Origin of the sequence: Vibrio sp. 10N.286.46.A8, assembly GCF_041470165.1 — a bacterium.
GTDB lineage: Bacteria > Pseudomonadota > Gammaproteobacteria > Enterobacterales > Vibrionaceae > Vibrio > Vibrio tasmaniensis_A.
The window spans coordinates 1-20,877 of record NZ_JBFRLX010000054.1; the positions used below are offsets into that span (position 1 = coordinate 1).

The following is a 20,877-nucleotide window of genomic DNA, read 5'->3' on the forward strand; positions in this document are numbered from 1 at the left end:
TCCCAATGAGTTAATGGGATATCTTGTTGCTTGCGAACCCAAGAGTTTGCACCGTCAGCTCCAACAACTAACTTTGCTGTCAGCGCTTGGCCGTTGTCTAAGGTTAGCCATGCTTCGCTCTCACCAATCGCCATCGTTTTACACGTTGCAGGCATGTATAGGCTGACATTATCTTGCTTCTTAACCTGATCAAGCAGCGCTAATTGGATTACGCGGTTTTCTACAATATGGCCTAGGTTAGGCTGTGCTAAGCGTGTTGAGTCAAACTCAATGCGAGCAAAGCTGTCTTGTTCCCACACTTCCATCGCTTGGTAGGGCGCAGCACGTCTTTGTTCGATACCTTGCCATGCGCCTAGATTGCGAAGAATCACTTCGCTCGAGCGGCTCAATGCCGACACACGCACATCAGGCAATTCGCTAAGCCCTTCGCTAGGCGCTCTGCCTTCAATGACCGCAATTCTTAGATCGCTGTCTTTCAGTGCAGCCGCAAGCGCTAGGCCAACCATGCCACCGCCAACAATCGCGATATCAACACTTTGCATCATTATTTATTACCTTATCTTTCTACTAGGCCAAGCGTATGACGCAAAAGTGGACCTTTAAGTGGTGGAAGGTTATCAATTACGGCTAACCCAAGGTTTCGCCCAATACGAGCGGTCAAAAAATCGTTTGAGAACAGATGAACTAGGCTTGAAGTCAACGTAATCGTCGTGTCTCTGTCTTGTTCTCTGCGCTTTCTAAAGTTAACAAGACCTGTGTAACGACCTACATCATCCAATTGAGTACATAATTCTTCCGCCAAGGAAGCCACATCACGAATGCCAAGATTAAAACCTTGCCCCGCAATAGGGTGAAGTGTTTGAGCAGCATTGCCAACAATGGCAAATCGATGAGAGATATTTTGCTGTCGGTGGCGAAGAATCAGTGGGTAGCTCGCACGCTTGCCGACTTTCTCTAGTCGGCCAAGTCGCCAACCGAAGTCATTCTGTAACTGCTCAAGAAATTCGTTGTCGTTTAAGGCCACCACTTTTTGTGCTTGTTCCGGTGACAAACACCAAACTAGCGATAAACGGTTATCGCTCATCGGTAACAGAGCAACTGGCCCATGATGAGTAAAACGCTCAAAGGCTCGACCTTGATGGGGTTCGCTCGCCACGATATTGGCAATCACAGCGACTTGTTCAAAGTCATGCTCACTCAATGAGATATTGAGTTGCTGACAACAAGTTGAGATTGCACCGTCAGCTGCAACCAATAACTTAGTGGTTACTGTTTGCCCACTTGTCAGCTCAATCGTCGTTAACGATTCATCACGTTCAACGGTTCTAACAGACTCAGGGCAAAGCATCGTAATCGTAGCTTCTGATTCTAATTTCTGCTGATAGATCCGACCAACATCCGCCAACTCCACCACGTAGCCGAGCGCATCAACAGCAAGATCTTCACTGTAGATGTCTGTCATCCCAGCATGACCTCGATCTGATACATGAATATCTTTGATCGGGGTTGCAACGGGAGCGATAGATTGCCACAACTGCAAAGAGTCGAGGATCTGCACCGTGCCATAAGACAAAGCAATAGAACGAGAATCAAACCCTGGGTGAGCTTGATGATCAACCTGATAAGGCTCTACTACCGCAATCGATAGAGAACCTTGACTGAGGTGATTCAGAGCAAGGGCTAAGGTCGCCCCCGCCATTGCGCCACCAGCAATTACAACATCATACTGAGCCATTATAACCTCAAACCGACAAGCGGATTAATGAATGGTTGGAGCCGCATCTTCAGATGGGCGAGCACCGAATTCAGCATGAATCGTTAGTGCACACGCTTTTACGTGTTCAATAACGTGCTCTAGAAGCTGCGCTTGCTCTTCCATATCATCGTCTTCGTCAATGCCTAGCTTTGCCATCTCTTCAAGATCAGCTAATGCTTCTTTGGTACCGTCAGACGCTTTATTCAATTGAGCGCCAACCAAGCCTAAACCAGAAATAAAGTGGTTGATCCAATCTGACACACCATCAGCCAAATCAAACAAGCTTGCGCTTGCGTCTTCATCAGGCAGCAACATAGACAGTTCCATGCCTGAACCTGTGATTTCGCTGGTCGTCACCTTTAATGTCGCTTCCGCTAACGTTAATGCGCGATCTGGCCACCCCATGCCTTCATTGGTGTAATCAAAGATAAGTGGTTGCCAGCTTTTATCTGCTAGGTTTAAGCCTCCGCTCAACATACCCGTTAATAAACCATGCATCTCAGCAGGGTTTACGGCTAGGCTTGCCGATTGAAGTTCAGTCGCAACCGTTAGGTAGTCAGGTAAAGTAGTTTCGCTCATCAGATAGCTCGCTCAGTTATTCTTTATATCGATAGTATAATCGTACCACTTCACCCCAATTCTGGTAAGCGTCGATCCTGAGCAATTGAAGGATGACTGACTACCAATTGTTCAATTTGCTGAATTACTGTGTGCTCAAGCTCTCATTTACAAACAGTCACTCTGAAAAGCTTGAATCTTAATAGCGGTTTACCTATAGTTTCTCCCTCAGAGGAGATTGCTTCCTCATCGGTACTTGCACTTTTTCTTTCTCAAAAAATGATAAAGAGCAACAGCCTTAAATAGTGCGTTAAAGAGTTCATCCATCATGAGTAATCAAGCGGTAGACGTTGAAATATTAGGAAAACTGACTCGAGTGAATTGTCCCCCAGGGCAAGAAGAGTCATTGATTGCAGCGGCGGCCGATCTTGATAATCGATTGAAAGAGATGGCTGAACGTACTAAGGTAACCAATGAAGTGAAGCTGCTAACGATCGCAGCTCTGAACATTTGCTATGAATTACAAACCAAGAAGTTTGAAGCAAATGATGAACAAAACGCACTGACCGAGCGAATGGAACAGCTCACGACATCACTTTCAGATGTCCTCAGTAAAGTTAAGCACGGACAGCAATAGCGTACACAAAATTTACCCTGGAGTGTTTGTCAGAGGATTCACGTCCCCGAGCCGATAAGCAATCCCTAAGGGTTAGTACTTGAGTGCTATTGAGCATGCTCGGTCCGCCGAGAAGCCTACGGTAATCATTGCTGATCCGCCTTGAACTCGCTGGTTCAAGGGCCATCTATTCTCAACGGCACTTTGGGGTATCCCTTCTTATGAAGACGCTCACACGCAGCGAATTTCGCAAACAGATCCGCATCAAACGTAACTCCCTATCTAGCGAACAACAAACTCAATCCGGGATAGACTTAGTTAAGCAGTGTGCTCAGCTTGATGATATTCAGTCGGCTCAACATATAGCCCTCTATATTTCGATTGATGGCGAACTCGATACCCAGCCTTTAATTGAATGGTTATGGGCGCAAGGTAAGCAAACTTATTTACCAGTATTGCACCCCTTCTCGGCCGGACATCTGCTGTTTCTGCACTACTCGCCAAGCACAGCGACGGTTTTGAATAAGTACGGAATCGTTGAACCTCTGCTCAATCAATTGCTCGTCAAACCATGCCAACAACTCGATCTTATTCTCACACCATTGGTGGGCTTTGACTCTCAAGGGCATCGCTTAGGCATGGGCGGTGGATATTACGATCGCACCTTGGCTCGATGGTTCGAGACGGGCAATGGCGCAACACCTATTGGCCTTGCTCACGATTGCCAACATGTCGATCGTTTACCAATTGAAGATTGGGACATTCCGTTACCTAAAATCGTGACTCCGAGTAAAACTTGGCAATGGGAAAACAACCATTAAAGCGCTATAATCGCGCCGCAAACGTTAACCTCGATATCCAAAAGTTACCCCAATATCTAAACGTTAACTTCATCATTACGCAAACGATTAATTCAAAGCGCAAGACCTTATTCAGGAGAATGGCATGACTCAAGATGAAATGAAAAAAGCAGCGGGCTGGGCAGCACTTCAATATGTTGAAGAAGGCAGCATTGTAGGTGTAGGTACTGGCTCAACAGTAAATCACTTCATCGACGCACTTGGCACAATGAAAGACAAAATCAAGGGTGCGGTTTCAAGCTCTGTAGCCTCTACTGAAAAACTAGAAGCGCTAGAAATCAAAGTATTCGAATGCAACGACGTATTCAAGCTAGACATCTATGTTGATGGCGCTGACGAGATTAACGGTTCTCGCGATATGATCAAAGGCGGCGGCGCTGCTTTGACTCGTGAAAAAATCGTAGCAGCTATCTCTGATAAGTTTATTTGTATCGTTGATGGTACCAAAGCAGTTGATGTGTTGGGTAAATTCCCACTGCCTGTTGAAGTTATCCCAATGGCACGCTCATACGTTGCTCGTGAATTAGTAAAACTTGGTGGTGACCCAGTTTACCGCGAAGGCTGCACAACCGATAACGGCAACGTGATCCTAGATGTGTACGGCATGGCGATCGAAAACCCAAAACAGCTAGAAGATATCATCAATGGTATCGCTGGTGTGGTAACGGTTGGTCTGTTCGCTCACCGTGGTGCTGATGTAGTTATCACTGGCACGCCTGAAGGTGCAAAAATCGAAGAATAAATAATAGAAGATTGAGTTTTTCTGTTACTTCATTACAGACGGTGCCCTAGGGCGCCGTTTTTTTTGCTTTATTGCTGTAAAATTATGTCTTATTCCGTAATTTTCTTACCCAAAACATTTTTTTTTTGTTACTTTATTGTTCAGAAGACGCACAGGGAAAACGTTTGTCTCCTAACAAAGTGGTGAATTTGTTCCCCTTTCAGCCATTTTGTAGCACGTGCGCCGCATTTGCCCAACCTTTCCATTTTAAGGACGAGAACAATGGCCAAAGTTTCACTGGAAAAAGAAAAAATAAAAATTCTACTTCTAGAAGGTCTTCACCCTTCTTCTGTAGAAGTACTGCAAGCCGCTGGTTACACAAACATTGAGTACCACAAAGGCTCACTACCTGAAGATGAACTTCTTGAAGCAGTTAAAGATGCTCACTTCATTGGTATCCGTTCTCGCACCAACATCTCCCAAGAAGTTATTGATGCGGCTGAAAAGCTGGTTGCTGTCGGTTGTTTCTGTATTGGTACTAACCAAGTCAACCTTCAAGCAGCAGCAAAGCGCGGTATCCCTGTTTTCAATGCACCGTTCTCCAACACTCGAAGTGTTGCCGAACTCGTTCTAGGTCAGGTTCTATTACTGCTTCGCGGTATCCCAGAGAAGAATGCTCTTGCTCACCGTGGTATCTGGAAAAAGAGTGCAGACAACTCTTACGAAGCTCGTGGTAAGCGTTTAGGTATTATTGGCTACGGTCACATCGGCACTCAGCTGGGTATTATTGCTGAAAACCTTGGTATGCGTGTTTACTTTTACGATATCGAAAACAAGCTGTCTCTAGGTAATGCCACTCAAGTTCATACTATGACCGAGTTGCTGAACAAGTGTGACGTGATCTCTTTACACGTACCTGAAACCAATGAAACTAAAGACATGATGGGTAAAGAAGAGTTCGAGCGTATGAAGCCTGGCTCTATCTTTATCAATGCAGCTCGTGGCACGGTAGTTGACATCCCTGCTCTGTGTGGCGCTCTGGATTCTGGTCACCTTTCTGGTGCGGCTATTGATGTTTTCCCAACAGAACCAAAAACCAATGCAGACCCGTTTGAGTCTCCATTAATGCAGTTCGATAACGTGATTCTTACCCCTCACGTGGGTGGTTCAACACAGGAAGCACAAGAGAACATCGGTGTAGAAGTTGCTGGTAAGCTTGCTAAGTACTCTGATAATGGCTCTACGCTATCAAGTGTTAACTTCCCAGAGGTATCACTGCCATTGCATACGGGCACATCTCGTTTGCTACACATCCATGAGAACCGTCCAGGTATTCTTACTCAGATCAACACCATCTTCGCAGAAGAAGGGATCAACATCGCGGGTCAGTACCTACAGACTGCAGCAGATATGGGTTATGTTGTTATCGATGTAGAAGCCGATCGCTCTGAAGAAGCACTGCTTAAACTGAAAGAGATCGAAGGCACAATCCGTGCTCGTCTTCTTCACTAATCATCGCATTCAAAATGCACAAAAAAGGCTCTCATCATGAGAGCCTTTCTAGTATTTGGCCTATCGTAGGTAATTAGATCACCATGATCCAAAAGCCTCTATAGCGCTATCTTATTCTTCGATCTGATAGATCACATTGACACGATCACGAATGGTGATCGTTGAGTCTTCATAAGAGTTCGATTCTGTTCTTGCATCCATCGCCATTGAACGCATTAGCACTGGCTGAGAAGATTGTGCGTTGTAATCAACACGCCAAACATCACCTAGCTCACGCTCAAAACCACTCGCTAATGATTTAGCTTTTGATGTCGCATCTTTGATCGCTTCTAAGCGTGCTTGCTCTTGATACTTAGCTTGGTCACGAACTTGCAGCTGGATATTATCGATTTGGTTAATACCCTGTCCTATTGCAATATCCATGTACTCATTGAGATTAGCGAGCTCATTCACTTGAACGCTCACATTGCGTGAAGCGCGGTAGCCAACCAATTCTGGTTTGCCATCTTTTGGATAATGGTACTGAGGAGATAGGTACAGATTAGAGCTGTGTACGCTCGCCTCATCTACGCCGGCTTGGTGCAGCTTATTTAGAAAGCCCGTTACCACTTTATCAACAGTACTTTTAGCCTGTTCAGCCGTCATCGTTGACTCTACCACTCTCACTGAGAATGTCGCCATATCTGGTGTCGCGATGACTTCACCATAACCTGTTGTTGAAATATGCGGAAAGGATGGAGAGTCAGCCAGTGATGGAAAGCTCACAGCACTCAACGCAGCAGTAAGAGTAAGAGACGTTGCTAACATCTTTGGTACAAACTTCATTAGGTAGACCTATGCTAAACAAATGTCCTTCCATCATAGAGTAATTTATCGTTTAGCCAATCCTGATTGTGCACATCTAACAGAACTTTGACGCTGAAAAAACCAACAACTTACTGAGGTAAATAATTGTGAGCAAAACTTAATATCGCTTGGGATACCTCTTTTAGCACCCCGCTCTCAAGCTGCCAATGGTGCCAATAGATGCGATAAGACAGCAGAAAGCCAGGGGTAATATCCATCAGAGCACCAGACTCTAGTTCCTCGATAATCTGCAATCGAGGAATCAAGCAATAGGCAACACCCGATAATGCCAAGCGCACAAATGCTTCTGAACTGCCGACCGTATGATTGATCACACTGTCTCTCGGTACGTTAAAATGGTCATGCAGAAACTTCTTATGCAGATCATCGTATTGATCATAAGAAACCGCAGGCGCTTTGCTTAATGTGGCGTAGTTTACGCCCTCTGAAAAGTAACGCTGATGAAAATCAGGGCTCGCCACACACACATAATCCATCCTACCGAGGTAGTCTGCACTGCACCCAGGAATCGCTTGAGGCTCCAAACTGATCGCACCGGCAACCTCACCGCTTTTAATTTTTTCAATGGTTCTAGACTCACCATGAATCGCGAGGTTCAACTCGACTTGACGAGACTTCATCACATCCGACAGTGCAGGTAACAACCATGTCGCCAAACTATCAGCGTTGGTGGCTATGGATATCGATAGTGGTTGAGTACCCTCTTCATTCATTAACTCAGGCACAAGCTCGTGCTCTAACAAGCGAACACGACGATACAAACCCAACAGCTTTTTTCCTGCTGGTGTAGGTCTTGGTGGGTTTTCTCTCACCAGCGCAGGCTGGGCTAACCACTTTTCTAGCTGCTTGATACGTTGGGACACCGCTGATTGGGAGATGTATAACTGCTCAGCGGCTCTCTCAAAGCTACGTTGTTTCACAACGGCATCCAGTGCTTCAATCCATTTATAATCCAATCCACGCATCAATTTGCTTCCTTTTTAAGCTAACCCAACACCACATTAGCAACTCTAATAATAGATTAAAATCATTAATTATACTTATTTAAAGGGTCGGAGTATCTTCGCAACATAGCACGTAAATATCGTTAATTAAGTGGAGGTTAAAATGAGTTTTTGGGTTTTATTACAAGGTTTTGGTCTAGGGGCAAGTATGATAATCCCGATAGGCGCACAAAATGCGTACGTCCTAAATCAAGGCATAAAACGCAATCATCATTTAACGACTGCAACGATTTGTAGCCTGCTCGATACCCTGTTTATCTCATTGGGTATTTTTGGTGGCGGAGCAATTCTGTCTAAAAATGAATTGCTGCTTACCTCTGTGACATTGGGCGGTATCGCTTTTCTAACGGTATATGGTTTGCTATCACTGCGCAGTGCATTCAAAACGCGCACCAGTGATGAATCAAAAAGTGAGGTATTGGCTCGTGGCAAGCGCACCGTTATTTTGGGTGCATTAGCTGTAACAGTATTAAACCCACACCTCTATTTGGATACCGTGGTGATTCTTGGATCTATTGGTGGGCAGTTTGAAGGCAACGACAGAATTGCGTTTGCGATGGGGACTATCTTAGCTTCATTCGTGTGGTTTTATTCCTTATCATTGGGCGCAGCAAAGCTAGGTCCAACGCTATCGAAACCTAAAGTTAAGAAAGGCATCGATATCGCGGTAGCAACCATGATGTTCGCTATTGCACTTGTGCTCGCCAATGGACTCATTGAACAATACGGGTAAACCTATTCTTCTTTAGTCATCAAACAAACTTTACTCATCCAACAAAAAAGGCGAATAACCTAAGTTATCCGCCTTTCCTTATAAAAGCTTATAGCTATAAAAACTAACTAGAAATTAAGCTTCAACTTTATTCATGTGTACATCCATTTGCGGGAATGGGATTTCGATACCTTCGTTATCCAAGCCTTCTTTGATAGCTTGCATAAGGTCGAAATAAACATTCCAGTAGTCAGCAGTACTAACCCATGGACGAACAACAAAATTAACTGAAGAATCAGCTAGTGTGTGAACACCTACTTGAACACCTGGATCTTTCAATACGCGCTCATCAGATTCACAGATCTTAGTCAGTAGCGCTTTTGTCTTCTGAAGATCAGCGTTGTAAGAAACACCAATCATTAGATCAATACGACGCGTCGCATGACGAGAATAGTTAGTGATTGGGCTACCGATAACGCTTCCGTTAGGTACTACAACCATTTTGTTGTCTGGTGTTGTTAAAACAGTTTGGAAGATCTGAATTGAATCAACTGAACCCGCTACACCACCAATTTCCACGTAGTCACCAGACTTGAATGGACGGAATGCAACGATAAGTACACCCGCTGCAAAGTTAGATAGTGAGCCTTGCAGCGCAAGACCAACGGCTAAACCAGCCGCACCAATAACAGCAACTACAGATGCAGTTTGAACGCCTAAACGACCAAGTGCAGCGATAAGAACAATAACAAACAATAAGTAACGAACTAAACCGTGGATAAACTCCACAACAGCTCGATCCATCTTCTTCTTCTCAAGAACCTTAGATACGCTATTCGCGACTGCTTTAACAATCAAGTTACCAATAAATAGAATTATCAGTGCAGAGATAATGTTTACACCGTATTGGATAAATAGATCTGAATTATTTGTTAACCACTGCTCGGCCTGAGATAAACCATCCACAATTGGAGTCTCAAGCGCTGTCGAACTATCAGCCATAATGTGCATCCTCTATATAATATGCTATGAGCTAAACTGTCTTAAGCCAAACTTACTTTTACAATAATAAACAGTTCAACTCCTGTTAAGTCACTGTGTTAAAAGTAAATTAAAGCCAAGTCCTTTTTATAAACTGAACCAGGTCCAGTTTTTCGGCACGATATCCTATCTTTGACCGATTGCAAAGTCATATTTATGTAAGCTTTTGAATTAATAAAACTTACCAATAAACGCAAATACCGATAACTAAAAGACTACGAAATTTATTCACCGTAGGCTAGGTTTTTCACATATTTAATACAAGTTTTTATCAGACATAAAAAAACCCGCTCAATGAGCGGGTTTTTAAAACTTAAAGAGTACTTAATTCAAAGAATTATAGTACGTCTACAGCGTTAAGGTCAGCGAATGCTTTCTCAAGACGAGTAACCATTGAAGACTGAGCAGCACGTAGCCATACGCGTGGATCGTAGTACTTCTTGTTTGGCGCAGCTTCACCAGTTGGGTTACCGATTTGACCTTGTAGGAAATCGAAGTTATCAGCAGAGTACTGACGGATACCATCCCAAGTTGCCCACTGTGTATCAGTATCGATGTTCATTTTGATAACACCGTAGCCGATAGACTCTTGGATTTCTGCTTCAGAAGAACCAGAACCACCGTGGAATACGAAGTTTAGAGCGTTAGGTGCAATACCGAACTTCTCTGCACAGTATGCTTGAGAGTCACGTAGGATAGTTGGAGTTAGTACAACGTTACCAGCTTGGTAAACACCGTGTACGTTACCGAAAGATGCAGCGATAGTGAAACGTGGGCTAACAGCCATTAGCTTCTCGTATGCGTATGCTACGTCTTCTGGAGAAGTGTAAAGCTCAGATGCGTCCATATCAGAGTTATCAACGCCGTCTTCTTCACCACCAGTACAACCAAGTTCGATCTCGATTGTCATGTCCATTTTAGCCATGCGAGCTAGGTAAGTAGCACATGTTTCGATGTTCTCTTCTAGAGACTCTTCAGAAAGGTCTAGCATGTGAGAAGAGAATAGAGGCTTACCAGTTTGTGCGAAGAACTCTTCACCAGCATCTAGTAGACCATCGATCCATGGTAGAAGTTTCTTAGCAGCGTGGTCAGTATGCAGGATAACTGGAACACCGTAAGACTCAGCAACAGCATGTACGTATTTTGCACCAGCTACAGCACCAAGAACTTGTGCGCCTTGACCTTCAAGTTTAACGCCTTTACCTGCGAAGAATGCAGCGCCGCCGTTAGAGAACTGAACAACAACTGGAGACTTAACTTTAGCAGCCGCTTCTAGTACTGCGTTAATAGAGTCAGTACCAACAACGTTTACTGCAGGAAGAGCAAATTTGTTTTCTTTTGCTACTTCAAATACTTTCTGTACGTCATCGCCAGAAATTACACCAGGTTTTACAAAATCGAAGATCTTAGACATGGAAATAGTCCTATTTATTCTATTCGTTTTAAGATAAAAAACTTAAGTTTAAAAATTTGCAATCGTTTGCTCACAACTTCCGCTATTCTAGCAAATAAGTGTGATATGCAGCAAACGTTAAAAGGCGAGATTCGTATCTCGCCTTTCTAAATCAATTACGCTTTAGCACGCTCTTCAAGCATAGCTACTGCAGGAAGTACTTTGCCTTCAACAAACTCAAGGAAAGCACCGCCACCAGTAGAGATGTAAGAAACATCTGCTTTGATACCGAACTTGTCGATAGCTGCTAGCGTGTCACCACCGCCCGCTACTGAGAAACCTTCAGAATCAGCGATTGCTTTAGAAATACCAGCTGTACCCGCTTCGAAGTTCTTGAATTCGAATACACCTACAGGGCCGTTCCAAAGAATAGTTTTCGCGTTGCCGATGATTTCAGCTAGAGCTGCAGTTGAATCAGGGCCAAGGTCGAAGATCATATCGTCGTCTTGAACTTCAGAAACGTGCTTGATTTCAGCTTCTGCGTTTTCGTCGAATGCTTTAGCACATGCAACGTCAGTCGCTACTGGGATAGCACACTCTTTCATTAGCTTCTGAGCTGTTTCAACTAGGTCAGCTTCGTATAGAGACTTACCTACGTTGTGGCCTTCAGCAGCGATGAACGTGTTCGCGATACCACCACCAACAACAAGTTGGTCAGCGATTTTAGAAAGAGATTCTAGAACGGTTAGTTTAGTAGAAACTTTAGAACCACCAACGATAGCCACTAGTGGGCGAGCTGGGTTGTCCATTGCTTTACCAAGAGCTTCAAGCTCAGCAGCTAGAAGAGGACCAGCACATGCTACAGGAGCGTAAGTACCAACGCCGTGTGTAGACGCTTGAGCACGGTGAGCTGTACCGAATGCATCCATTACGAAGATGTCACATAGTGCAGCGTATTGCTTAGAAAGAGCTTCTTCGTTCTTCTTCTCGCCTTTGTTAAAGCGAACGTTTTCAAGAACAGTTAGTTCACCAGCGTTTAGCTCAAGACCATTTACGTAATCTTTCGCTAGTTTAACGTCACAGTCTAGTGCGTCGTTTAGGTAGTTAACTACAGGAGCTAGAGAGAACTCTTCGTTGTACTCGCCTTCAGTAGGACGACCAAGGTGAGAAGTAACCATAACTTTTGCGCCAGCTTCTAGGCAAAGTTTGATAGTTGGTAGAGATGCTAGGATACGTGCATCTGAAGTTACTTTACCGTCTTTTACTGGTACGTTTAGGTCAGCACGGATGAATACGCGTTTACCTGCAAGTTCCAGGTCAGTCATCTTGATCACAGACATGATTTGTCCTCTCAAATTTAAATAAAAATAAAGTTTTGGAAACTCAGCAACCCTGCTAAGCCTATAAATTATTCAACTGGTTATGCTTTAACTGCTAATAATATGTGGACACTTAGTATTTATTTCAAGCTAAAAAATAAATAATCCACACATTTGCTTCTAGGTCTTACTTCTTGCCTTCTGAAGCTTGCATTGCAAGAACCGTATCCAGCATTCGGTTCGCAAAGCCCCATTCATTGTCACACCACACCAGCATTTTCACTAAGGTGCCATTGCTCACTCGAGTTTGTGAGCCATCAACGATTGCGCTATGGGGATCGTGATTAAAGTCGATGGAAACGAGCGGCGCTTCAGTATAGTCAACTATATTGTGTAATGTACACTGGGAAGCATTAACAATGGTTTGATTTACGTCATTAACTTTCACATTTGTATTAATTGTGACACTTAAATCCATCGCAGTGACGTTTACCGTCGGCACACGCACAGATATCGCTTCGAACTTGTTAGAAAATTTCGGGAAGATTCTTTCAATACCTTTATGCAATTTAGTGTCGACAGGAATGATAGATTGGCTTGCTGCTCGAGTACGACGCAAGTCGCTATGGTATGCATCAATAACTTGCTGATCATTCATTGAAGAGTGAATGGTCGTAATGGTACCTGACTCAATACCAAAGGCATCATCAAGTACTTTAATGATAGGGACAATACAGTTAGTGGTGCATGAACCATTGGAAACGATTCGGTGGTCAGCTTCGATAGTATCGTGATTTACACCATAGATAATGGTGTTATCAAGGTCGTTAGCACCAGGGTGTGAAAACAGTACCTTTTTAGCTCCAGCAGCGATGTGCGCTAGGCCATCATCTCGGCAACCGTAAACACCGGTACAATCGAGAACAATATCGACTTCAAGATCACGCCAAGGCAATAGTTCAATATCAGCCAGGTGTAAGATACGAATGGTATCAAACTCGCCTTTATCTTCAGCACCAATGCCATGATGAACATAAATGTGCTCTTGATCATTAGAGATTTTCTTGCCGAAGCGGCCGTGACTGGTGTCGTACTGTAATAGGTGAGCCATAGCGTCAGGCTGAGCAAGCTCATTGACAGCTACTACTTTGATTTGTTGGCTTTTGCCACTTTCATAGACAGCGCGTAATACATTACGCCCTATTCGTCCAAATCCGTTTATCGCGACTTTTAGCATAGTTCCGTACATCTAACCAAAATTTCGTGCAACAGATGATAACTGAATCCTACTCAAAGCGCATTAGTTGAATACTAAAGCTGTCATAACTTCAAAACTTTAAATATAAATAGACGCCACCAACCATAACGTTGATAGCGTTACTATTTATGTATAAGAGACAACAAGCTTGTTGCCATCAGCTTTATCGGAAGTAGCCCGTACTTTTAACTTGGGTTAGTTGATAGTGCACTTGGTGACTCACCAGTTCTTTCACTCATAAGATCAGCCACAAATTGAGCTCTTGAGCCCAAAATAATTTGCAGGCCACTTGAACCTACTTTTATGACCCCCATAGCACCTAGGTCTTTGATTCCTTGTTCATTCACAAGAGCCTGATCTTTAATCTGTAAACGCAATCTCGTAATACATGCTCCTATCGAAGTAATGTTAGCGGCACCACCAATCAAGATTGTGATTTCACTAGCTAAATCTTCATTGTCCAAAGTGATCGCCTTACTTTGAGTATCCTCACGTCCTACTGTTTTCAAATTGAACTTTCGAATAGCAAAACGGAAAACCGTGTAATAAATAGCGGCCATGGTTAGACCCCAAAGAATCACATTGATCCAGTTAGTTTTGAACCCATCCATCGCGGGAAGAACACCAAAAGACACGAAATCAATAATGCCGGCTGAGAAGGTTTTACCAATATGAACATCCAACGCATAAGTCACCGCGTAAGACACCCCTGCCATGATTGCAGAAAAAACATAAAGTAAAGGTGCGACAAAGATAAAAGCAAATTCAACGGGTTCTGTTATACCTGTAACAAACGAAGTAAGAGCAGCAGAGCCTAAAATACCTGCTGCAATTTTTTTATTTTTATCATTCGCTTCATGATACATAGCTAAACATGCAGCAGGGAAAGCAAACATGTAGATAGCAAAATTACCCGATAGGAATTTTCCTGCTTCTTGGTATTCACTGGTTGAGAACGTTTTTACTCCATCTTCAAGCATTTTAAACCAAATGGTATGATCGCCATTTACAATGGTCCCCGCGGCAGTTGTGTACTCACCGAAAGAAAACCAATAAGGGCTATAAAAAATATGATGGAGACCAACTGGAATTAAAGCTCGCTCCATAAATCCGTAGATGAAAGTTGATACGTACATGTTTCCGCCATTCGCCATATGCGATAGCGCGTCAATACCTGATTGAATATATGACCAAATATGGGGTAAAACTAAACCAATTAGGAATGCAGAAAACGCAGTCACAATCGGTACAAAGCGTTTACCGGCAAAGAAACCAAGGAAATCAGGCAGCTTAGTATCATAGAAACGTTGATACATAACGGCTGCGAGGATACCTGCAATGAGTCCGCCAAAGACACCTGTTTGCAATGAAGGAATACCCATCACCATTGCATAACGGCCACCTCCCATCGCCATCTCAGGTGTAATGCCGAGCGCCACCCCCATTGTCGCATTCATCACGACCATGGCGACAATCGCGGCTAAAGCGGCAATCCCTGACTCCTTAGTCAAACCAACCGCGGCTCCTACCGCAAACAGTAAGGCTAAGTTATCAAATATAACGCCACCAGCACGCATCATTAGGGGAATGTCGAGCTTAGCACCGAAGGCAAGTAATAACCCCGCTGCGGGTAATATAGATATGGGCAACATCAATGCTTTACCAATTAAGGAAAGCTTAGATAAGCCGCTTTTAAAACTATCTAGCATAATAAAGTCCTTTAATATCGTTAGAATACCAATGAACTTTATCAAGATAATTGAATCTCAAGGTTACAAATAGCAAGTAGTTTGTAACCCGATTTTTACAATAGACCTAGGCTGAAAAATGTCGAAGGTACATAGTAATTTCTAGCTAGACATTTAAAGTCAAAAGAAGAACAAGAAACTAACGAAACACCTCATTATTAATAGCATGTAGGTGTCCAATAAGTGCTTCCGCTGAAATGGAAGAGTCCATAAAGTAGCGATATAACTCGTTGGATACCGCATTCTGAAGAACAGGGTTAACAGCCATTGAATCGGTCAAGCTTGGCATAGCTGTACCTTCAGAACTCGCATGAATGTAATCTTGATAAGATTGCTGTTGGCATCGTGATAATTCATTCACAGGTATATTTGCTTGAGCAGGTATTGAACCTTTCTTTTTACTGAAGTCTAAAAGAAATTGGGGAGAAGATAACGAGGTCATTACCGATACCATATTATGATCTTCACCCGTTACTTTTGTAAAAAATGCCAAGCTATCAACATTGTAGATAAAACCTTTTTCCGTAGAAGGGAACGCTCGACATTCTATGTAATCTGGAATTTCACCTTCTGCACTAATAAACATCTCTCCCAGAGCCCAATCACCTGTAAATTGAAAGGCAAACTCCCCTTCAAGCAAAGATTTTGTCCCCTGATCCCAACTAATACTCGGTAAATCACTACCTACAATATTAGCCAGAGAGCGAAAGCGCTTAAGCGCCTCAAGTGTTTTATCGCTATTTAATGCGTCAGGGTCTAAATCCACAAATGCCTGTCGATAATAATTTGCTCCACCTACTCCGAATGCAATATTTTCAAAAACTTGCACAATTTGCCAAGAGTCTTCTCCCAAAGCCAAAGGATTAACCCCCTTACTTTTCAGCGTAGTTAATGCTAACAGTAACGAGTCCCACGTCTGAGGTGATGAAAGTTGATGCTGATTTAGTACCTTTTTATTTATCCACATCCAATTTAATCGATGGATATTCAAAGGTATGGCGACAAAATTCCCGTCATATTGGTGAATGGCTTTAATATCAGGATACAGCGACTGATCCCACCTCTGCGATTCTGCGACTTCATTGACATCATTTAAAAAACCTAACGCCGCCCATGACTGAATAGCCGGACCTTCCATAAGAGCAATATCAGGGGAATACCCGGCAATCGCTCTGGCTTGAAGAATCGCTTTGGCAGGTGCACCACCACCGCCACTGATTGGTTCACTTTTTAATGTATAAGGCAGAGATTCAAATTGCTTCTCGATGACCGACCACGCTTTTTCTTCTCCAGCAGCCGTCCACCAATGCAGCATTTCAACAGAGGGGGAAGAAAACGCGGGGTTCGTCGATAACAAAAGACTTAACAGTAACCATTTTTTCATAGGGCATTCACCAAAATAATGTCCACCTCAAGCCCACCTTCTGGTGAATTAGATAACTGAATGTCCCCACCGTGTGCCCTTGCGATACTACGAGCAATTGCTAGTCCCAAACCTGAACCTTCAATGCCTGTATCATTGTCTCTAAAGTAAGGTTCAAAGACTTTTTCTAACATATCTTCTTTGATTCCTTTTCCTGCATCACGCAGCACGATTTGAATAGAATCAGAGTGAGAAAACATACTGATGTCGACCGTATTTCCATATTTAACGCCATTATCAACTAAGTTGAATAAACAACGTTTGATTGCTAGTGGCTTGCCATAAAGCTCAATCCTTGGCAGATCTATCAGGCTTACGCATACTCCATTTTTGTTATGAACAGCCGCGCATTGTTCAAGGATATCGTTAATATCACTCCACTCTAACTCTTCGTGGATGTCATTATCTCGCATATATTGCAAAGCCCCGTTCAACATCATATCGACTTCGTTCAATAGCTTTTCAAACCTTAACTTTGTTTGCTCATCATCCATCATTTCAGTTCGTAACTTTAAACAGGCTAATGGTGTTTTAATATCATGGGATATCGCATTAAAAAACATATCTCTATCCCGCAAATACGATTTGATTCGACGGTTCATTTTGTTGAAAGCATGAATAGCCGCTCTGGTTTCTGAACTGCCTTCTTCTTTGATTTCTTCAATCTGCATTTGCGACCCCATAAGAGTGGCAGAGCGTGCTAAAGAACGAAAAGGACGAATTTCCTTCTGTAAGACAACATAAGAAACACCCATAAGCATGAAGGTAACAATAAGGAGAAATATGACTTGTCTGCTATCAATGAAATTATCGGTCAGACTATCAAAAGACAGCGGTAGAACGGTGGCTAAATAAAGCCATTCATTCTCTGAAAACTCCACCTGAATCACAGCAATAGGCAAATCCAATTTACCTAATACCAAACTGTAGTCTTTCCACAACGCCGGAAGTTCATAAAGCTTGATACCAGAGTTAAACACCCGTAAATCTTCTCGCTTAGTTAAAGTGACATGTACTTTGCGTGAATCTCTAAGTTGCTGATTCAAAAGTTCAGACGCTTGTACTTCCATCTGAGGAACCAATGAGTAATCAGATAAAGAAGTGATAGGAAGTTTATGGTTATTTATGGATATGAAAAACCTTGTTCCTCCTATATTTCGTAGCTGTTCCAACACCAAGTGACGGTAATTAATGGGTAAGCCAGAGAAGTAATTAATAGTATCTGCTGCAGCTGATGATATAGCTGTCATGGCGTGGCTAGCTGACTCTTTTTTTGATGCTGATGTTGCTGTAAACCATACCGCACCTGCCAGTATTTCAGCCATGAGAATAACCATGAACATAGACAAGGTGATACGAGCAACCATTGATTGGAGTATGTTTTTTTTCAAAATTTAATACGATTAATATGTGAATCGATCACTAACATGTAGCCGCGATGCCTTACCGTCATAATCGTGTTGCGGTCATCGTCTCTTAATTGCTTTCTTAACCGGCTAATTTGTACATCAATACCTCTCTCTAGTGGCTCCGCATCCCTTCCCCAAAGCGCTTGAGCAATATCATTTCGGCTTAGTAGTTGGTTGGGAGAATCCAACATGAGCGTAAGCAAGTTATAATCGGCGCTAGAAAGAGAGACTGCCTCACCATCTTCATGTTTCAGTTGTCGTTTAAGAGTGTCAAAAGTCCAATCCATGAATTTCAGAGTCCGTTCACCTTGGCTATGGCTAAACGTGGAACGCCTCAATAAAGCTTTGATTCTGGCTAATAGCTCACGTGGGTTAAATGACTTAGTAATATAGTCATCAGCTCCAATTTCTAATCCTGCTATTCGATCAGCATCGTCGGTTACTGCGGTGAGCATAATAATGGGAACTTGAGATTGAAGACGTAGTTTCTGGCACAAGGTCAAACCATCATCTCCGGGTAGCATGATGTCTAAAATAATGAGATCTGGAGTGACAGTTTCAAGCTTCTTCCACATCTCATTGCCTTCAAGAGCTGTGATAACCGTAAAGCTTGAACGTTCCAGATATTCACTAAGAGCATCAAGAATGTCCTGACTATCATCGACCACCAAGATTACTTTGTTTGTCATGCTAGACCTTTCATATGAAAACAACGCGCCAACATTCTCTTACTTCGTTATATCTTTCAAGAATATTAATAACGAAATGCGCTCAAACTCCGCAATGTAAGCGGTTCGTTACAAATGACTCTATGCACAGTTAACTCTATTGCTAAATACCTAAACAAGTACTGAGTGCAGGAGTAGGTAACATTTCCTCACTAAATCAATTAAGCGACATACCTCGACAAAATGAATTTATAAATCTAGCGAATGTAATGGCTATTATGCAATGATATCTAAATGAGTCTGACCTAATTCTACGGCTGTTTCTAACCTAGTTTTCTCAACCAAAGGAAAAGGTTATGTCTGGATTTCCAGCGACTCATTTTTGTAAAACGTGCAATAAAGAAACGCCACATAGTGAAGTTCTTGTTCGCCAAACAAGCAGCTATGATACCGACAAAACTTTGTTAGGAAGAATAAAGCTGTTTGCTAATTCAATTATCAATGGTGGTCATTACTACAACATGGATCGTTACGTTGAATGTAAGGTCTGTGGGACTAGAGAACTTGATAATTGGGGAAATGAATTCGAGTAACTCATGTTTCTGAAAGCCAAATAAAAAACCGAGCCAGTGGCTCGGTTTTTTTCTATTCGCGTTACAACGAATGATTAAGCAAGAAGCTCTTTTGCAGTGTTTACTACGTTTTCAGTAGTGAAACCGAACATCTTGAATAGCTCGCCTGCTGGTGCAGATTCGCCGAACGTTGTCATGCCGATGATCTTGCCACCGAAACCAACGTATTTGTACCAGAAGTCAGCGATACCAGCTTCTACTGCGATACGCGCTGTAACGTCAGATGGCAGTACAGACTCACGGTACTCAGCGTCTTGCTTATCGAACGCGTCAGTTGCAGGCATAGATACTACGCGTACTTTCTTGCCTTCAGCTGTTAGTTCAGCAGCAGCGCTAACCGCTAGCTCAACTTCAGAACCTGTAGCGATAAGGATAAGCTCTGGTTTGCCTTCACAATCTTTCAGAATGTAACCACCCTTAGCGATGTTTGCTACTTGCTCAGTGTCACGGTCTTGCTGTGCAAGGTTTTGACGAGAGAAGATAAGTGCAGAAGGACCATCTTTGCGTTCGATTGCTAGTTTCCAAGCAACAGCAGACTCAACTTGGTCACATGGGCGCCATGTGCTCATGTTTGGAGTCAGACGTAGAGAAGCAATCTGCTCAACAGGTTGGTGAGTAGGACCATCTTCGCCAAGACCGATAGAGTCATGCGTGTAAACTTGAATGTTCTGAACTTTCATCAGAGCAGCCATACGCATTGCGTTACGTGCGTATTCCATGAACATTAGGAACGTTGCGCCGTATGGTACGAAACCACCGTGCAGAGCGATACCGTTCATGATAGCCGTCATACCGAATTCACGTACACCGTAGTGGATGTAGTTACCTGAGAAGTCGTTCGCTTCAAGCGACTTAGAACCAGACCACATAGTCAGGTTAGAAGGCGCAAGGTCAGCAGAGCCGCCCATGAATTCAGGTAGCATAGCACCGAATGCTTCTAGAGCATTTTGAGATGCTTTACGTGATGCGATGTTTGCTGGGTTAGCTTGAAGATCAGCAATGATTGCGTTTGCTTTCTCTTCCCACTCAGCTGGAAGATCGCCGTTAGTACGACGTTTGAATTCAGCTGCTAGCTCAGGGTGAGCCGCTGCGTATGCGTCAAACTTAGCATTCCACGCTGCTTCTTTCGCTGCGCCTGCTTCTTTCGCATTCCACTCAGCTGCGATATCAGCTGGAATTTCGAAAGGACCGTGCTCCCAACCAAGTGCCGCTTTAGTTGCTGTGATTTCATCAGCACCTAGTGGAGCACCGTGACAGTCGTGCGTACCCGCTTTATTTGGTGAACCAAAACCGATAATAGTCTTAGTACAGATAAGTGTTGGACGAGGATCCGCTTTAGCCGCTTCGATAGCCGCATTGATTGCGTCAGCATCGTGACCA

General features: G+C 43.3%; 20 protein-coding genes and 1 other RNA gene. 7 read left to right on the forward strand and 14 right to left on the reverse strand.

The genetic code is table 11. The features are described 5' to 3' along the window. The 3 genes from AB4232_RS06590 to AB4232_RS06600 all read right to left on the reverse strand — a co-directional run. Positions 1 to 545 (reverse strand): FAD-dependent monooxygenase (locus tag AB4232_RS06590; RefSeq protein WP_372086679.1); only part of this gene is annotated, 545 nt, incomplete at its 3' end. A gap of 11 nt (positions 546 to 556) precedes the next feature. After that, positions 557 to 1,735: a 2-octaprenyl-6-methoxyphenyl hydroxylase gene (ubiH, locus tag AB4232_RS06595; RefSeq protein WP_372086681.1), complete on the reverse strand. Its 1,179-nt coding sequence runs from the start codon at positions 1,733 to 1,735 to the stop codon at positions 557 to 559. A 24-nt stretch (positions 1,736 to 1,759) separates the two neighbouring features. Beyond that, positions 1,760 to 2,335: a YecA family protein gene (locus tag AB4232_RS06600; RefSeq protein WP_004735367.1), complete on the reverse strand. Its 576-nt coding sequence runs from the start codon at positions 2,333 to 2,335 to the stop codon at positions 1,760 to 1,762. Between the two features lie 307 nt (positions 2,336 to 2,642). On the opposite strand from AB4232_RS06600, the gene zapA reads away from it, so the two are divergent. The 5 genes from zapA to serA all read left to right on the forward strand — a co-directional run bounded on the left by zapA (position 2,643) and on the right by serA (position 6,023). Further along, positions 2,643 to 2,951, forward strand: coding sequence for a cell division protein ZapA (zapA, locus tag AB4232_RS06605; protein WP_004735366.1), 309 nt, complete (start codon positions 2,643 to 2,645; stop codon positions 2,949 to 2,951). An 11-nt stretch (positions 2,952 to 2,962) separates the two neighbouring features. Further along, positions 2,963 to 3,145, forward strand: a non-coding RNA gene (ssrS, locus tag AB4232_RS06610) — 6S RNA. Between the two features lie 6 nt (positions 3,146 to 3,151). Next, a complete protein-coding gene (locus AB4232_RS06615) occupies positions 3,152 to 3,751 on the forward strand; it encodes a 5-formyltetrahydrofolate cyclo-ligase (RefSeq protein ID WP_135382349.1) in 600 nt (199 codons plus the stop codon). Between the two features lie 124 nt (positions 3,752 to 3,875). Then, a complete protein-coding gene (rpiA, locus tag AB4232_RS06620) occupies positions 3,876 to 4,532 on the forward strand; it encodes a ribose-5-phosphate isomerase RpiA (protein WP_009847664.1) in 657 nt (218 codons plus the stop codon). 261 nt (positions 4,533 to 4,793) lie between these two features. Next, positions 4,794 to 6,023, forward strand: coding sequence for a phosphoglycerate dehydrogenase (gene serA / locus AB4232_RS06625; RefSeq protein WP_017097288.1), 1,230 nt, complete (start codon positions 4,794 to 4,796; stop codon positions 6,021 to 6,023). Positions 6,024 to 6,134: 111 nt separating this feature from the next. Here the strand turns inward: serA and AB4232_RS06630 are convergent, their stop codons facing one another. Together AB4232_RS06630 and AB4232_RS06635 are read right to left on the reverse strand one after the other, a co-directional pair. After that, positions 6,135 to 6,848, reverse strand: a complete 714-nt coding sequence (locus AB4232_RS06630; protein WP_009847667.1) for an oxidative stress defense protein — start codon at positions 6,846 to 6,848, stop codon at positions 6,135 to 6,137. Between the two features lie 110 nt (positions 6,849 to 6,958). Next, positions 6,959 to 7,855 (reverse strand): LysR family transcriptional regulator ArgP, encoded by an 897-nt coding sequence (locus AB4232_RS06635; protein ID WP_135382350.1) that lies wholly within the window; start codon positions 7,853 to 7,855, stop codon positions 6,959 to 6,961. A gap of 142 nt (positions 7,856 to 7,997) precedes the next feature. Between AB4232_RS06635 and AB4232_RS06640 the strand changes: the two genes are divergently transcribed. Next, complete coding sequence (locus AB4232_RS06640; RefSeq protein ID WP_135382351.1) at positions 7,998 to 8,627, forward strand: LysE/ArgO family amino acid transporter; 630 nt, start codon at positions 7,998 to 8,000, stop codon at positions 8,625 to 8,627. Positions 8,628 to 8,741: 114 nt separating this feature from the next. Here the strand turns inward: AB4232_RS06640 and mscS are convergent, their stop codons facing one another. The 8 genes from mscS to AB4232_RS06680 all read right to left on the reverse strand — a co-directional run bounded on the left by mscS (position 8,742) and on the right by AB4232_RS06680 (position 18,886). Then, positions 8,742 to 9,608, reverse strand: coding sequence for a small-conductance mechanosensitive channel MscS (gene mscS / locus AB4232_RS06645; RefSeq protein WP_009847670.1), 867 nt, complete (start codon positions 9,606 to 9,608; stop codon positions 8,742 to 8,744). Positions 9,609 to 9,984: 376 nt separating this feature from the next. Then, positions 9,985 to 11,061 (reverse strand): class II fructose-bisphosphate aldolase, encoded by a 1,077-nt coding sequence (gene fbaA, locus AB4232_RS06650; protein ID WP_009847671.1) that lies wholly within the window; start codon positions 11,059 to 11,061, stop codon positions 9,985 to 9,987. A 155-nt stretch (positions 11,062 to 11,216) separates the two neighbouring features. Beyond that, positions 11,217 to 12,380, reverse strand: a complete 1,164-nt coding sequence (locus AB4232_RS06655) for a phosphoglycerate kinase (protein ID WP_009847672.1) — start codon at positions 12,378 to 12,380, stop codon at positions 11,217 to 11,219. A gap of 166 nt (positions 12,381 to 12,546) precedes the next feature. Then, the gene (gene epd / locus AB4232_RS06660) at positions 12,547 to 13,596 is read right to left on the reverse strand and encodes an erythrose-4-phosphate dehydrogenase (protein ID WP_029222970.1); all 1,050 of its coding nucleotides are present in this window, start codon (positions 13,594 to 13,596) and stop codon (positions 12,547 to 12,549) included. 206 nt (positions 13,597 to 13,802) lie between these two features. After that, the gene (locus tag AB4232_RS06665; RefSeq protein ID WP_029222971.1) at positions 13,803 to 15,326 is read right to left on the reverse strand and encodes a PTS transporter subunit EIIC; all 1,524 of its coding nucleotides are present in this window, start codon (positions 15,324 to 15,326) and stop codon (positions 13,803 to 13,805) included. 178 nt (positions 15,327 to 15,504) lie between these two features. Further along, a complete protein-coding gene (locus AB4232_RS06670) occupies positions 15,505 to 16,749 on the reverse strand; it encodes an ABC transporter substrate-binding protein (RefSeq protein ID WP_372086684.1) in 1,245 nt (414 codons plus the stop codon). Then, positions 16,746 to 18,179 (reverse strand): ATP-binding protein, encoded by a 1,434-nt coding sequence (locus AB4232_RS06675; RefSeq protein ID WP_372086686.1) that lies wholly within the window; start codon positions 18,177 to 18,179, stop codon positions 16,746 to 16,748. The genes AB4232_RS06670 and AB4232_RS06675 overlap by 4 nt, the downstream gene beginning before the upstream one ends. Then, positions 18,176 to 18,886, reverse strand: coding sequence for a response regulator (locus AB4232_RS06680; RefSeq protein ID WP_372086688.1), 711 nt, complete (start codon positions 18,884 to 18,886; stop codon positions 18,176 to 18,178). Before AB4232_RS06680 ends, AB4232_RS06675 begins: the two co-directional genes overlap by 4 nt. A 335-nt stretch (positions 18,887 to 19,221) precedes the next feature. Here AB4232_RS06680 and AB4232_RS06685 point away from each other — a divergent pair, with 335 nt between their 5' ends. Continuing rightward, positions 19,222 to 19,458, forward strand: a complete 237-nt coding sequence (locus AB4232_RS06685; protein ID WP_012604808.1) for a hypothetical protein — start codon at positions 19,222 to 19,224, stop codon at positions 19,456 to 19,458. A 74-nt stretch (positions 19,459 to 19,532) separates the two neighbouring features. On the opposite strand, the gene AB4232_RS06690 is transcribed toward AB4232_RS06685, so the two are convergent. Further along, positions 19,533 to 20,877: transketolase family protein (locus AB4232_RS06690; protein ID WP_372086690.1), on the reverse strand; the 1,345-nt coding region annotated here is incomplete at its 5' end.